Source organism: Streptomyces sp. NPDC056503 (assembly GCF_042794995.1).
GTDB lineage: Bacteria > Actinomycetota > Actinomycetes > Streptomycetales > Streptomycetaceae > Streptomyces.
On sequence record NZ_JBHTST010000024.1, the window covers coordinates 62,332 to 76,672 of the forward strand.

Sequence of the window (14,341 nt, forward strand, 5' to 3'; positions counted from 1 at the left end):
GACGCGGGTTCCCGCGAACGTCTCGTCGCCGTTGAGGCGGCGCTGCGGCGTCAGTCGGCCGTCGGCGATGACGAGGTCCTCCGCCTGCAGGAGTGCGACGGGGCGGCCGTCTCGCGGCAGCGGGTCCACGGTGAAGTCGTGGCCGACCGCGATGAAGGTGTCCTCCTCGACCTGGAGCAGCAGGCCGTAGCCGGAGGGTTCACCGCCGTCGCGTTCCGTGTGGACGCGGACGGTGAACCCGTACGGCGCCAGGTGGAGTGTCCGCTCCTCCCCCGGTTCCACTCGGAAGCCGCGGACGCGATCGTGGAGCTGGGCGGTCAGGATCTCCGACTCCAGCGCCGCGAGCTGGGCGTAGATGCGGCGGAGGTCGCGACAGCGAACGGGTGGGGCCTGGTCGTCATGGAGAAGCACCCGGGTCCCGAGACGGGGCGGGCCGAGCTGCGTTCCCTGGCCGGCCAGGTGGACGCGGTCATCGGCTACATGGATGTCGAACCCGAACTCACCACGCTGAAACTGGACTTCACGGAGTTCACGCAGATGGCCTTCGCCGAGGTGGTGCGCATGTCCGCCACAGCCGTGGACGCACCCCTGCCCCAGGTCCGACGCCGCGTCCACCATGAACTGGTCGTCCGCCAGTCCGGCTGATCCCGACTCCCCCGGAACGACCACTCACAGCGCGTCGGAGCCCCCCGGCCGCGGTCCACGGCTCCGAAGTCTCTCCCCAGAACCACGCCGACCCCTACCTGGTGTGGAACGACCCCGCGTCTGACCCCCGGGCCGTACCCGACCGCCCCACAGGGGCTCCCTGCGGTCAGGGAGCCCACGCCGGAAGCGGGAGGTGGTGATAAGCGGCCAGCCGGTCATCCGATGGCGGGATACACGACCATGTCGAAGTTCACCGCGGCGTACTCGTTGAGCATGTACGGATCCACGCCGCCGAAGGGCCGGCGGTCCCTCCCCGTGCGGGCGTCGAGGATGACGCTGTCGGCGTCCGCGCGGGCGTAGACGGCACCGTGCCAGGCGTTGTCGACGTCCGGCTTCTTCCGCGCGGGGTCGTCCGCGGAGATGGTCCACAGAACCTCGCGGCTCCGGGCGTCGATGCCCCGCACCGCCTCCTTGCTGTCGCACACGACCACGGAACGCCGGTCGTACACGCAGTGGAGGAAGGTGCCGTCCGTGCCACCGGGGACGGGCTTGCCCGTGCGGCTGTCGCGCAGCGATCCCGTGACGAAGAAGCCGCCGCCCACGGGCTCGACCGTCACCGACGACCGGCCTTCCTGCTTCCAGCGCGGCGCGCCGTCGGCGAGCGCCCGGCCCACGAGGCCGAGGTCCGTCTCCTCGGAGTGCCAGCCGTCCAGCGACTGGAACCACGCTCCGTCGCCCAGCTGGGCGCCGACGACGACGCCGCTGTCCAGCGCCTCGGCCGCGAAACGGTCCTCCTGCCACGTCACCTGGCGCTTCTCCAAGTCGACGGCGTACGTAGTGGCGCTCTCACTGTCCCCACTGGACTCGTCCGTGCTGGTGAGAACCCTCACCACAGCGGTTTCCTCCTCCGCGCCCACCACCGCCGGCTCCAGATCGCTGACGGTCGACCCGGTCGGCGCCGGCAAGCGCATCGTCCACGACACCTTGCCGCTGTCGGCATCGACGGCCCGCAGGTAGACGTCGGTCCGGTCGACCTCGGTGCCCGCGCCCTCCGTGTAATCGGCGTACGCGAAGAGCACATCCGTGCGCCCCTCCTGCCGCGCGAAGACCGGGGGGATCCTCTGGTCGTCGCTCACCCCTCCCTCCTTGCCGGTGTACCAGTCCTTGCGGCCGATGGCGGACGACCAGAGCCTGCGCCCGGAGCCGGTGTCGTAGGCGTCGAGCGCCGCCGCCGTCCGCTCGTACAGTCGGGGCCCGAGCTGTGCGAACCCCCAGGACTTCACACGCTCGTCGACCGGCAGCTTCACCGCCTCGCCGAACTCGACCGGAGGGTCGAACGCCTTCGCCTCGTCCCCAGGCTTCGCCGCAGAGGATGCGTCGGGGACCTCGACGTCCGTCCCGGACCCGCCACCGGAGCAGCCCGCCAGGCCGGCCAAGACGACTGCTAAAGCCGTACACGTGACATGCCGGCGCCTCATTCGCACAGAACTCTCCTCCGCATGGTCAACTCGCATGCAGCGTAATGCCGTTACACCCCGTGCCCGCCGGGAGCCATGAGAACTCCTTCGGAAGGTGGTGCGCTTGCGCGCTGCCCGACACGTCTCGATGCGGCCCGGGATGGACTCGTGATCGGTATCGCGCAGATGGGCGAACGCGCGCTCCGCCAGCCACCGTTGGCCGCCCCCTCCAACGCCCGGATGCCGGGGCCGACGCTCGACCCTGGGCAAACAGCGGCTCGAACACCGCCCGCCACTCGCCGTCGACCTCCCACGGCCCCGGTCGAGCCACCCCGCGCCCCGGATCATCGCTCCCGGCGTGATCCGACCATCCGCCGCCACCGCGACGCACCAGTGCCGCCGCAACCGCGCGGACAACCCGCACACCGCGGCCCGAACCCCGAATCGGATCCCGCGCCGAGGCGGTGACTGATCCGGCCCGTCCGGGGTACCCGCGTGATCACGCGACGGGTCACCGCACGGTCTGTCGTCATGGATCACGCAGACAAGACAGGAGGTCGATGTCGTGTCGACCATCCAGCCGCCCCCTGGCGTCCGCGGGAGCACGCACGACGCCGACGAGCCGGTGAGCACGCTGGTGCAGCGCGCCTCGCAGCAGCTGACAGAGCTGGTACGCGGCGAGATGAAGCTGGCGCAGGCGGAGATGAAGGAGAAGGGCAGGCGCTACGGCAGAGGCGGCGGCCTGTTCGGCGGCGCCGGCGTGGTCGGCTTCCTGATGCTCCAGGCCCTGGTGGCCACCGCCATCGCCGGACTCGCCGTGCCGCTGCCCGTGTGGGCTGCGGCGCTGATCGTCACCGCGGCGCTGGGCGTGATCGCCTCGGTGATGGCCCTGAGCGGCAGGAAGCAGATCAGACAAGGCGCACCGCCCGCGCCCGAGCGGACCGTCGAGAGCGTGAAGGCCGACGTGGCCCAGATCAAGGAGAGTGCACAGCGATGACCCGGCCGTCCCACGAGGAACCCAACGCCTCCAGCCCCGAGGAACTGCGCGAGCAGGTCGAGCACACCCGTGAGGAGCTCGGACAGACGGTCGAGGCACTGGCGGCCAAGACCGATGTCAAGGCCCGCGCCCAGGAGAAGGCAGCCGACGTCAGGCAACAGGCCGCCGTCAAGGCCGGGGAGCTGAAGGCCAAGGCCGCCCAGACCGCGGCCCAGGTGCAGGAGAAGATCCCCGACCCGGTCAAGGACAAGGCCGCATCCGCCGCCGGGCAAGCCCGGGCCAAGGTTGCGCACGCCACCCACCTGCTCCAGGAGAAGGCGCCCGAACCGGCGCGGCAGAAGGCGGCCCAGGGGGTGCGGGCCGCCCGCGACAACCGCACTCTGCTGCTCGCGGCCTCCGCGGGCGTCGTCCTTGTGTGGCTGGCCTGCCGCCGTACGAAGAGGTAAGCAGATGAAAGCCTCGAAAATCGCCTACAGGCCGGTCGGTTTCGCGCTGGGAGCCGTGAGCGGCATGATCGCCGGCGCCGTGTTCAAGCAGGCGTGGAAGGTGTTCGGCCACGACGAGGACGCCCCCGACGCCACCGACGAGGACCGCGGATGGAGTGAAGTGCTGCTCGCCGCCGTCCTGCAGGGCGCGATCTTCGCCGGGGTCAAGGCCGCCGTCGACCGCGCCGGAGCCGCCACCACACGCCGTGTCACGGGAACCTGGCCCGGCTGACGCCAGGGTGGGCGGGGAGGGTCTCACCGCAGGCCGCTCCGGTCCATGCCCATGCTCGTACCGGCCTCCTTTCCGTGTGTGCCAGGCAGGGCCGTTCCCGCGCGCCCAGGGAGCAATTCCTCCCTGGGCGCGGGCTTCGCCCCGACAGGAGGCCGGTACGAGCATGGGCACGGTCCAGGAGCCGCTCGGGCGCGGTGAGGGCCTCCTCGGCGCGACCGGCCGGGGCGAGGGTACGCATCGCCTCGATCCCCTCGCCGCCCCGACCATGCCGGCCTCCGCGCCGGGCCCGGGGCCGTCCCGGTCCGATCCAGGGCACCCGGATCGCTTCCCTCACCGCGGTGAACCGGGTGCGGTCGTTGGCGTTCTCCCCCGACCTCCCCACTTCCCCTCCGGCTTGCGCCATGAGGTTAGTTCCCGATAGAAACTCACCGGGACAGAGTGAGTTCCTATAAGAGACTCATGGGACACGGGGGGTGGACGCCGTATGAGCGGGACACGAGCGATCCTGAAGCACGACCGACACGACGACGAGCAGGAGACCTCCTCACCGGGCGTGTTCTGGCGCTTCTGGGCGGCAGCCACCGTCAGCGGCGCGGGCACCGCGGTCACCGCCCTCGCCCTGCCGCTCGTCGCCCTCACCGTCCTCGACGCCACCGCCTTCGAGGTCGCCCTGCTCGCCGCCGCCGGACAGGTCTCCTGGCTGCTGCTCAGCCTCCCGGCGGGCGTCGTCGCACAGCGCGTACCGCTGCGCCGGCTCCAGGTCGCGCTCGACCTCGTACGGTTCGCGGCGCTCGGGTCGCTGCCGCTCGCCTGGTGGCTCGGCACCCTCACGTATCCGCACCTGCTGTTCGCGGCGCTCGTCACCGGCGCGGCGACGGTGCTGTTCGACATCGGCAACTCGACCTTCCTGCCCGCCGTCGTTCCGGCCCGGCAGCTGGCCGCCCGCAACAGCGTCATGTCCGGCACGCACGCCGTCACCGACACCGGCGGCCCCTCCCTCGGCGGCGTCCTGATCGGCGTGACCGGTCCGGTCGGCGCGCTCGTCGCGGACGCCGCCAGCTACCTGGCCTCCGCCGCGCTCCTGCGCACCCTCCCCGAGAGCCGCCCCGCGCCCCGCACGGGCGAGAGCGCGCTCCGGCTGATGCGCGAGGGCTGGCGGTACGTCACCAAGCACCCGGTCATGCGGCCCTGCATGATCTGGGCGACCGCCGCCAACTTCCTCAACGCGGCCCTCGTCGCCCTCACCCCCCTCTACCTGGTCCGCGAGGCCGGCCTCGGCTCCGTACAGCTCGGTCTCGTCCTCGCCATGGACGGAGTCGGCGCGCTCGCCGGCGCCGCCGTCGCGGTCCGGGTGACCATACGCCTCGGCACCGCGTGGGGCATCATCGTGGCCGACCTGGTCGGCGGCGCGATGCTCCTGCTCGCCCCGCTGACCACGTCGGCGCACGACGCGTACTGGTTCGCCCTGGGCAACGCCGGCTTCGCCTTCGGTACCGTCATCGGCTCGATCACCACCCGCACCTACCGGCAGACCCAGTCGCCCCCGGAGCTGCTGTCCCGCGTGATGGCCACGGTCCGCTTCGTCTCCTGGGGCGCGCTGCCGCTGGGCGCGCTCACCGCAGGCCTCCTCGCCACCTACACCGGCGCCCACACCGCCCTGTGGACCGTCTGCGCCGCCGCCTTCCTGCCCCCGCTCTACCTCTTCTCCACCGGGGTGGGCCGCCACCGCGACCTGCGCTGACGCCCCGGCTCCACGGGGCGGGCAGACGCGGAGTCCCGGCCGGCGGCCGCCTGTTCCCCCGCCCACGCGGGGATGGTCTCTGGGCGACGGTACGCCGGGGTCGGGAGGTACTTCTCCTCACCGTGGTGGCGGGGATGGTCGGCGTGGGCGTCGGCAGTGGCGTTGGCGGCGGCAGTGGCGTTGGCGGCGGCAGTGGCGTTGGCGGCGGCAGTGGCGTTGGCGGTGTGCGATCCTGCCCGCCGTGGATCGTGCCGTCCTATGATCACCCTCGTGAACTCCGCGCTGCTCCTCGTCGACCTGATGCCACGCATCATCGCCCTCCCTCTCGCCCCGCACTCCGGTGAGGACGTGCTCGCGCGCAGCCGCGCGTTGGCCAGGTCGTTCCGGGCGAACGGACGACCGGTGGTCATGGTCCGGGTGGAACGCCCCGGCGTCGCCGAGCAGCCGCCGGGCAGCGACTTCGCCGAACACCTGGTGCACGACGGCGACCTCGTCGTGGTCAAGCGCACCATCGGCGCGTTCTACGGAACCGATCTGGACGAGCGGTTGCGCCGCCTGTCCGTGGACACCCTGGTGGTCGCCGGGCTGGTCACCACGATGGGGGTCGAGTCCACCGCGCGGGCGGCCTCCGACCACGGATACGAGCTGGAGTTCGTGGCCGACGCGATGTCCGGTCTGGCTGCGGACGAGCACGAGTTCGCCGTGCAGCGGGTCTTCCCGCGCTTCGGCGAAGTGAAGAGCACGGCCTCCTACATGTGACCCGAGGCCACGTTCCTTGTCCGGCCGGCTTTCTCGCGTCTCCGTCCGCAGCGCCCGCGCCGGTCATCGAAGCCGTCGGCGTGAGCGTCACGCTTGCGCTCGGATTCCTTGCCTACGAGGTCGACCGCCTGCCGTCGTCGCGCCGTGGAGCGAAGCGGGTCCTGGGTTCCTGTCGCCCTCCCGCCTCCTGCTCGGCACGGTAACTCCTCTGATGCTCACGTCGGTTGGCAATCCACTCCCGTGGGCCTGGAGCCAGGCGTACCCCGTGGCGCGCTCGACGGCCGGTCGGCTTCCGGCCCCCTCCAGGTCGAGGAGAGACCGGGGGCGGGCTGCCGTCCCCCTGCCCGCACGCGCTTCCCGACCGCGCCTGAAGGCGTCCGAAGGCGCCCCGGCAGCGGGCCACGGGCGTTGTCAGTGGCCGGGGATAGGTTCCTTCCTGTTCCGCCACAACGGCGAGAACACCCCCTTTGACGTGCATGGGAGAGGTACGTTGCCGGTCTGGGAGCTGTCGAGTACGGCGCGGGTGGTACCGCCCGCGCGACCGCGGAAACTCGCCAAGGTGCCGTTCGTCGAACTGGCCGACGGACGTCTGCAGGGCGTCGTGTCCAGCGGGTCCGACGCAGGACGCGTGTACGTGTCCTCGATCGCGACCGGGACGTACGCGTTCGCCTGCAGCACGAACAACAACCGCCCCTGCGGCGGTGCTCGGGGAAGTTTCTGCAACCACATCCGCGCGCTCGTCGCCGAGGCCGTCCTGCAGTACGGGGCCGAGCGCGTCGCCCGGTACCTGAAGGCCGACACGGGCGGCGCGGGCGGCACGGGCGGCACGAGCGGCGCGGCGTGGACCGGGCCCGACGCGCATCAGCTCGTCGCGCTGATGACCGCCACGCGGCCCCAGCAGGGGGACACCTCGGCGGCGGCACCCGTGTTCAGCCGCTTCCTGCGGCACCTCGCCTATCTGGAACTGGAACCGGCCACCACGCCGCTGCCCGAGATGCAGTGGTTCCCGCCGACGAGGACGGTCGCCTGATGCGTACGGACCTTTTCACCGACCCCGTCGACGGGCTCGACGAGGCCCTGTCCGCCGTCGACGCCTTCGACCGGGCACTCGTCTCCGGACTGCTCCGCCCGCAGCCCGACCAGGCCGCGGGACTGGCGGCACTCGCCGCCGCCGTCGGCGGGACGCCACTGGCCGCGCGGGTCGCCGAGGCGGCCGACAAGGCCGCCGCCGGCGTCGCCGGCGAGGACCACCTCGTGGCGCTCGCCGCCGCCCGCACCGCCCTCATGGGCTCCGTCCACGACGCCCTGACGGAACGCGTCGCGGACATCACCGGCCGCCCGCGCGCCGGGCGGGACACCCCGGAGGCCGCGGCGGAGGAGCCCGGCGCCCACGTGCTCGCCGCCGCCCGCGCCTGGCTGTGCGACCTCGCCCGCGCGGGCTGGCAGGGCATCGACCACGAGCTGGTCGCCGGTGCCGCGCCCGTCGTCTCCGCGATGCTGCCGGACCTGCGGCTGCGCCGACAGGCCACCCTGCTGGACGGCTTCGCCGCCGAACTCGCGGCCTCCTGCCCCGGCGCCACCCTGGACCGCGTCCCGGTCCGCCGCTGGGCCGACCTGTGGACCCGTGCGCTGCTCCTGACCCTGCCGGGTGCCGCTCGGCCCCCGGCCCTGTCCACCGCCACCGGCCGGCTGCTGCCGCTCGGCGTGGACGTACAGGAGCACGCGACCGCGGTGCAGGCCCAGGTCCACGCGGTGTTCGAACCCGCCGACGGAACGGGGCCGCGTCTGGTCCGGGCGGCCGTGTCCGCGCCCAAGCCGGACACGGTCGTGGGCGCGGGCCTCTGGCAGCTGCTCCGGCCGCGCATGTCGCTGCTCGCCGCCGTCGGGGAGTGCCGCTCCATGGAGCTCGACGGCATGCCCGTCACCGACAAGGGCGACCTCGTCTGGGACGACGAGCGGGCCCGTACGGGAGAGGCCGCCGACCCGTTCGGCACGGCCCGGGTCGTCCTCGCCACCGCCACCGACCCGGTGACCGCGCCGCTGGACCGCCATCCGGCGCGGATCGCCGTCCCCGTCCTCCTGGAGGGGTACGCGGTGGAGGACGAGGGCGACGGGCGGCTGACGTTCGCACTCGCCGGACACCGGCTGCCCGTCGACACGGACCGCGTCCCGACCGCCGGTCCGCTCGCTCCGGAGCTGGTCGCCGCGTCCGCCGCCTGTCTGGGGCTGCTCCGGTGGGACGCGGGGGAGTTCGTCCTCCAGCCGCTGGCCGTCGAGACGACCGTCCGGAAGAAGGCGGTCGCCGTCCACGCGGGCGCGTGGGCCGGAGGCACCACCGACAAGGCGGGTGCCCGGGCGGAGAAGGCGGCCACGGACTCCGTCGCCGTGCTGCGCGAACGAGCCGGGAAGCTGCTGCGCGCATGACCGATCCCGCGTCCACCGGCCTCCCGCCGGCCGAGTCCCCCGTCCCCGGCCCGTCGCCCGACGCGTCCTCCGTCCACCTCCCGCCGGCCGGCCTTCCGGCAGCCGGCCTCCCGGGTGTCGCCCCTCTCCCGGCCGCCGCTCCTCCCCCGGTCGTCCCCGACCCCGACGACAACCGTCGCCAGGTCCTCTACTGGCGCCTCCTCGCCCGGCTCTTCGACCCCGAGGAGCAGGCCGCCCTGGAGTCGGCGAGCCTCGCCGTCGTCGAGGACGTCGGCCTGCCCTCCGCGCTGCTCGATCCGGGGGCCTCCGTCGACTCCGTCGTCCAGCGCCACCCGGAACTGGCGGACGAGTTCGACGGGCTGATGACCCCTGAACCCGAGCCGGACGGCGCCCGGGACCGGGCGGCGGAGGTCCGGCGCGCGGCGCTCGCGTCGAAGCTGCTGCTCAACGTCTTCTCCACCGGGTCGGGAACCGTCTCCGCCGGGCAGCTGGCCCGCTGGCAGGCGGACGCCGGCTGGCTGGAGCGGTCGCTCGGCCGTCCGCCCGGCGGGCTGCGCGGCGGCCGGGGGGCCGGGGCCGTGACCGACGGCCCCGGGGCCGAGCTCGAACTCGGTGCCGTCGAGGCCGACCTCGTCCGCCGGATGCATCTGCGCGAAGTGCTGGCCGATCCCGCGCTCGCCGCCCGGCTCACTCCCAGCATGTCCCTGATCGAGCAGCTCCTGCGGGACAAGGGAAACCTGTCCGGCATCGCCCTCGCCAACGCCAAGTCCCTCATCCGGCGTTACGTCGACGAGGTCGCCCAGGTGCTCCGCACCCAGGTGGAGAAGGCTACCGTCGGCGAGCTGGACCGCTCCGTCCCGCCCAAGCGGGTCTTCCGCAACCTCGACCTCGACCGCACCCTCTGGAAGAACCTCACCAACTGGAGTCCGGAGGAGGAGCGGCTCTACGTCGACCGCCTCTACTACCGGCACACCGTCCGCCGCACCACACCGCAGCGGCTCGTCGTCGTCGTGGACCAGTCCGGCTCCATGGTCGACTCCATGGTCAACTGCACCATCCTCGCCTCGATCTTCGCCGGGCTGCCGAAGGTCGACGTCCACCTCATCGCGTACGACACCCGGGCGATCGACCTCACTCCCTGGGTGCACGACCCGTTCGACGTGCTCCTGCGCACCAACCTCGGCGGTGGCAACGACGGACCCGTCGCGATGGCCATGGCCCGACCGAAGATCGCCGAGCCGAAGAACACCGTCATGGTGTGGATCTCCGACTTCTACGAGTTCGACCGCTCACAGCCGCTCTTCGAGGGCATCGAGGCGGTCCACCGGTCGGGGGTGCGGTTCATCCCCGTCGGCTCGGTGACCAGCTCGGGACGGCAGGAGGTCAACCCCTGGTTCCGGGAGCGGTTCAAGGCGCTCGGGACCCCGGTGGTCTCCGGCCACATCGACAAGCTCGTGCACGAACTCAAGACCTTCCTCACCTGAGCCCGCCCAGAAAGGCCCCTCGCATGTCCGACCTGCTCCGCGCCCCCGCCGAGATCAAGTACGCCGAGGAACTCGACTGGCTCGAGTCGATCGACGACAACCCCAAGCCGTTCTCGTGGCGCCTCTCCCCGAAGATGGTCCGCCTCTTCGTCCTCGGCTCCGAGCGCGCCGACGGCCTGGACCGGGAGGTGCCGCAGAAGTGGTTCGGCGACCGCAGTTTCGTCGAGCGCTCCATCGTCACCCTCGCCTCCGACCGCGGCCTGCTCCTGATCGGAGATCCCGGCACCGGCAAGAGCTGGCTCGCCGAGCTCCTCTCCGCAGCGATCAGCCGCAACTCCACCCAGGTCGTCCAGGGCACCGCGGGCACCACCGAGGACCACATCAAGTACTCCTGGAACGTCTCGATGGTCATCGCCAAGGGCCAGTCCCGCGAGTCGATGATCCCCTCGCCGATCATGACCGCGATGGAGACCGGCACCATCGGCCGCTTCGAGGAGCTCACCCGCTCCACCAGCGACGTCCAGGACGCGCTCATCTCGATCCTCTCCGAGAAGTACATCTCGGTCCCCGAGCTCGACAGCGCCGGCGGCGAGAACATCGTCTTCGCCCAGCCCGGGTTCTCCGTCATCGCCACGGCCAACAGCCGCGACCGCGGCGTCAACGACCTGTCCTCCGCGCTCAAGCGCCGCTTCAACTTCGTCCGCATCCCGGTCGTCACGAACAAGAAGAGCGAGGCGGAGATCGTCCGCTTCCGCACCGAGGAACTGCTCCGGCGGCACTCGATCGAGCTGGACGTACCGCCCACCCTCCTCGACGTCCTGCTCCAGAGCTTCGCCGACCTGCGCGCCTCCGCCGCCGCGGCCGGGAGCGACGACGAGAAGCTGGAGTCCGCCCTGTCCACCGCCGAGCAGATCGGCGTCCTCGAGGACGCGGTCCTGCACAGCGACTTCTTCGGCGAGCGCGCGCTCACGGCCCGCACCCTCGCCGCCTCCCTGGTCGGCACGCTCGCCCGCCGCGAGCCCGAGGACCTCGCCATCCTCAACAAGTACCTCCACGGCGTCGTCGAGCCCCGCGGCAAGGAGCAGGGCGGCTCCTGGCCCGAGTTCCTCGAAGGCGGCCGCGAGGCGATCGCGAAGCTGGCATGAGCACCACCTCCGAGAAGCCGGCCGGCCCCTCCTTCGCCGCCCTGCGGGGGCAACTCCACGAGGCGGCGGCCGAGTTCGCCGGCGGGCAGGACGCTCTGGAAGGCATCCTGCTCGGCATGGTCGACGACGTCGACCGGGCGGTCGCCGAACCGCTGGAGATCTTCCCCGTCTGCCACCACTCGCCCGCCTCCGCCCTCGCCATGGCCCGCCGGCTCCGCGAGAAGCAGCCCAAGGTCGTGTACCTGGAGCTGTGCGAGGACATGACCCCGCTCCTCACCGAGCTCCGCAACTGCCGTCTGCCCGTCGCCGTACAGGCTTTCGCGAGCGACATCGACGGCTTCCCGCCCGACTGGGCACCGCTCTCGGTCGTCGCCCCGATCACGGAGGCGTCCGCCGAGTACCAGGCCGTGGCGTACGCCCTGGACACCCCCGGTGTGGAACTCGTCCTGGTCGACCGGTCGTCCGACCACGTGTTCCAGTGGGACACCCGGCAGCCCGACGACGAGGCCCGGCCGGCCGGGCCGGAGGCCGAGTCCAAGCCCGAGTCCGAGCCCGAGGCGGCCCTCCACGGCGAGGCCGTCGGCGTCGAGATCGGCGACCTGCGCCCCCGCTTCGCCGAACTGGAGGAGCACCTGCTGCGCCACGGCAAGGTGCGGCACTGGTCGGAATGGTGGCACCAGTACGTCGAGGTCCCCCTCGGCGACAGCGACCACGACACGTACCGCCAGGTCATGTTCCTCATCGGCAGCCTGTTCCGGCGGCTCGCCCCGGGCCGGGGCGAGCGGGTACGGGTCGACGAGGACCGCGAGCGCTACATGTGGACCCGGATGCGCGAGCACCTCGCGGCGACCGGCACCGACCCCGCGGACTGCCTGTACGTGTGCGGGGCCTTCCACGCGGCCAGCCGCGTGGACGAGTTCGGCATCCACGGCACGGGCGACTTCGCCGTCTCCCCGCGGACCGCCACCACATGGCAGTACGGGCTGATCCCCTCCAGCCACGCGGCGATCGAGGCGCAGTTCGGCCTCGCGTCCGGCTCCGTGTCGATCGCCGCCACGGAATGGGCGAAGAACCTCAAGCGCACCCGGGTGAAGCCGTACCGCCTCGAAGGCCAGTCCGGTACGAAGAAGCCGAGCGCGCGGAAGACGGCGGCGAAGGCCCCCGCGCCCACGCCCACGCCCGCAGCGGCACCGGCCCCCGCGGACGGTCCCGCGTCCCCGCCCGCCGGGGACCGGCTCACCGGGTTCCTCCGGCAGCCGCCCGTCCTCCACGCCCTCGACGAGGCCGAACTGCTCGGCTGGTCGGTGGACATCGTGCGCGCCGCCCGCCGCAGCGGCTACCTGGCCTCCACCGCCGACGCCATCGCCGTCTTCGAGACGTCGATCCTGCTCGCCGGCATGCGGGACCGGGCCAAGCCGACGCCGTACGACTTCCAGGACGCGGCGGTCACCTGCATCGAGAAGGACACCGTCCCCGGCCGGCGGGACGTGCGGCGGCTCGTCGAGATCATGATGGGCGGCGACCGGATCGGCCAGGTCGGCTACGAGGCGCTGCCGCCCCTCGCCCGCGACGTGCACGACCGGCTCGCGCCCCTGGGACTCGACCTCCAGCAGCGCGGGGTGCGGCGAGCCCTGCTCGACATGGCGTCCAGGCCCGAACTGCGTGCCTGCTCGGACGTCCTGTGGATGCTGCGCCGCCTGTTGCCGCCCGGCGCGGCCCGCACGGTCATGGGAGAGCGGCGGCTCGGCGAGCGGTCGATCCAGGAGTCCTGGGACCTGTCGCTCGGCACCCACCAACGCGCGCTCATCGAGCTCGGCTACGAGGGCGTGAGCCTGGAGCAGGTGCTGGAGCAGCGGCTGCGCCGCACCGCGTACGGGCCGAGAGCCACCACGGCCGAGGTCCTCGCGGCCGTCGAGGACGCGACGCTCCACCTCGGCGGCCGGCGCCTCGCCGACGAACTCGGCACCCGGGCCCTGGAAGTCCTCGCCGGCGAGCGCACGGTGGACGGCGCCCCGGAGGTGCTGCGCCGGGTGCGCGGCCTCCTGGCGTACTACCGCACCAGCGAGCCGGTCCTCCCGCCGTGGATCGAGTCGTTCGTCAGGGCCGGGTACGCGCACTACTGCACGCTGCTGCCGACGGCCTTCCGGGACGAGGACGCGACCGTGGGACAGGTGGCGGCGATGCTGGGCTTCCTGTTCGGCATGGAGAGCCTGGCGCTGTCGCTCGGCTGCGACCGGACCCAGCTGGAGCTCGCGGTCGCGCAGTCGCACCCGGGGGACCCCGCCAAGACGGCCCTGCTGTGGGCCGCGCAGGTCCAGCTCGGCACCCTCTCCCGCGGCGAACTGCGCGGCCGCTGCGACGAACTCCTCGGCAACCCCCTGGTGGTGCCCTCCTACCCCCGCTACCTCAGTGGGTTCGTGCACGCGCTGGAGCCGGTACCGGGACTCGTGGACGTGGTCGTGGAGGCCGTGTCGAACGCCTTCGGGCGGCTCCCCGACCCCGTCCTGCTGCCGTGGCTGCCCACCCTCATCACCACGCTGCGGTCCAACGCCGCCGACCTCGCCCCCCTCCTCATCCGCGAGGCGGGCCGGATCTTCCCGGCACGGCTCGCGGCCCTGGACGCCTGGGTTCCACCGTGGCACGCGCAGCCGGCGGCCCGGGAGCCCCGGCCGTCGGCCGCGCCACGCGGCGCGGCGCTGCTCCCCCGCCACCCGGAGACCTGCGACGCGGTCGCGGACCTCCTGGGCTGCGCGGACGGCTGGACCCCGGGGGGAGAGCCGGCCACGGACCCGACGGGCGTGGCGCTCCTGTTCGCCCACCGCGCCACCTGTGACGCGGCCGCCGGCCTCCTGGGCTGCGACGGCTCCTGGTCGCCGGGCGTTCAGGGGAGCTCCGGGGCGTCTCTGACGACGAGACACCCGGCCACGGCCCACGCGGTCGCGGCGCTCCTCACGACGCCGTGACGGCATACC

General features: G+C 72.7%; 11 protein-coding genes and 1 pseudogene. 10 read left to right on the forward strand and 2 right to left on the reverse strand.

The window, feature by feature from the left end:
• Positions 1-60 precede the first annotated feature (60 nt).
• Positions 61-618 (reverse strand): annotated as a pseudogene (locus tag ACFQ8C_RS10410) (DUF5597 domain-containing protein); the annotation flags it as partial.
• A 242-nt stretch (positions 619-860) separates the two neighbouring features.
• Positions 861-2,081, reverse strand: coding sequence for a hypothetical protein (locus ACFQ8C_RS10415; RefSeq protein WP_383454440.1), 1,221 nt, complete (start codon positions 2,079-2,081; stop codon positions 861-863).
• 586 nt (positions 2,082-2,667) lie between these two features.
• Here ACFQ8C_RS10415 and ACFQ8C_RS10420 point away from each other — a divergent pair.
• From ACFQ8C_RS10420 to ACFQ8C_RS10465, 10 genes are all read left to right on the forward strand, one after another.
• Positions 2,668-3,099 carry a phage holin family protein gene (locus ACFQ8C_RS10420; RefSeq protein ID WP_383454443.1) on the forward strand — a complete coding sequence of 144 codons (432 nt, stop codon included), beginning with the start codon at positions 2,668-2,670 and terminating at the stop codon, positions 3,097-3,099.
• Complete coding sequence (locus tag ACFQ8C_RS10425) at positions 3,096-3,545, forward strand: DUF3618 domain-containing protein (RefSeq protein ID WP_383454446.1); 450 nt, start codon at positions 3,096-3,098, stop codon at positions 3,543-3,545. Before ACFQ8C_RS10420 ends, ACFQ8C_RS10425 begins: the two co-directional genes overlap by 4 nt.
• Positions 3,546-3,549: 4 nt before the next feature.
• Positions 3,550-3,816: a DUF4235 domain-containing protein gene (locus ACFQ8C_RS10430; protein WP_383454447.1), complete on the forward strand. Its 267-nt coding sequence runs from the start codon at positions 3,550-3,552 to the stop codon at positions 3,814-3,816.
• Positions 3,817-4,300: 484 nt separating this feature from the next.
• Positions 4,301-5,557 carry an MFS transporter gene (locus ACFQ8C_RS10435; protein WP_383454450.1) on the forward strand — a complete coding sequence of 419 codons (1,257 nt, stop codon included), beginning with the start codon at positions 4,301-4,303 and terminating at the stop codon, positions 5,555-5,557.
• A 258-nt stretch (positions 5,558-5,815) separates the two neighbouring features.
• On the forward strand, positions 5,816-6,316 hold the full coding sequence (locus ACFQ8C_RS10440; protein WP_383454452.1) for an isochorismatase family protein: 501 nt from the start codon (positions 5,816-5,818) through the stop codon (positions 6,314-6,316).
• A gap of 490 nt (positions 6,317-6,806) precedes the next feature.
• Positions 6,807-7,346: a hypothetical protein gene (locus ACFQ8C_RS10445; RefSeq protein WP_383454455.1), complete on the forward strand. Its 540-nt coding sequence runs from the start codon at positions 6,807-6,809 to the stop codon at positions 7,344-7,346.
• Entirely contained in the window at positions 7,346-8,740 is a 1,395-nt protein-coding gene (locus ACFQ8C_RS10450) for a hypothetical protein (protein ID WP_383454457.1), read from the forward strand. The genes ACFQ8C_RS10445 and ACFQ8C_RS10450 overlap by 1 nt, the downstream gene beginning before the upstream one ends.
• Entirely contained in the window at positions 8,737-10,224 is a 1,488-nt protein-coding gene (locus tag ACFQ8C_RS10455) for a VWA domain-containing protein (protein WP_383454460.1), read from the forward strand. The genes ACFQ8C_RS10450 and ACFQ8C_RS10455 overlap by 4 nt, the downstream gene beginning before the upstream one ends.
• Positions 10,225-10,247: 23 nt before the next feature.
• Positions 10,248-11,369: an AAA family ATPase gene (locus ACFQ8C_RS10460; protein ID WP_383454462.1), complete on the forward strand. Its 1,122-nt coding sequence runs from the start codon at positions 10,248-10,250 to the stop codon at positions 11,367-11,369.
• A complete protein-coding gene (locus ACFQ8C_RS10465) occupies positions 11,366-14,332 on the forward strand; it encodes a hypothetical protein (RefSeq protein ID WP_383454464.1) in 2,967 nt (988 codons plus the stop codon). Before ACFQ8C_RS10460 ends, ACFQ8C_RS10465 begins: the two co-directional genes overlap by 4 nt.
• Positions 14,333-14,341 lie beyond the last annotated feature (9 nt).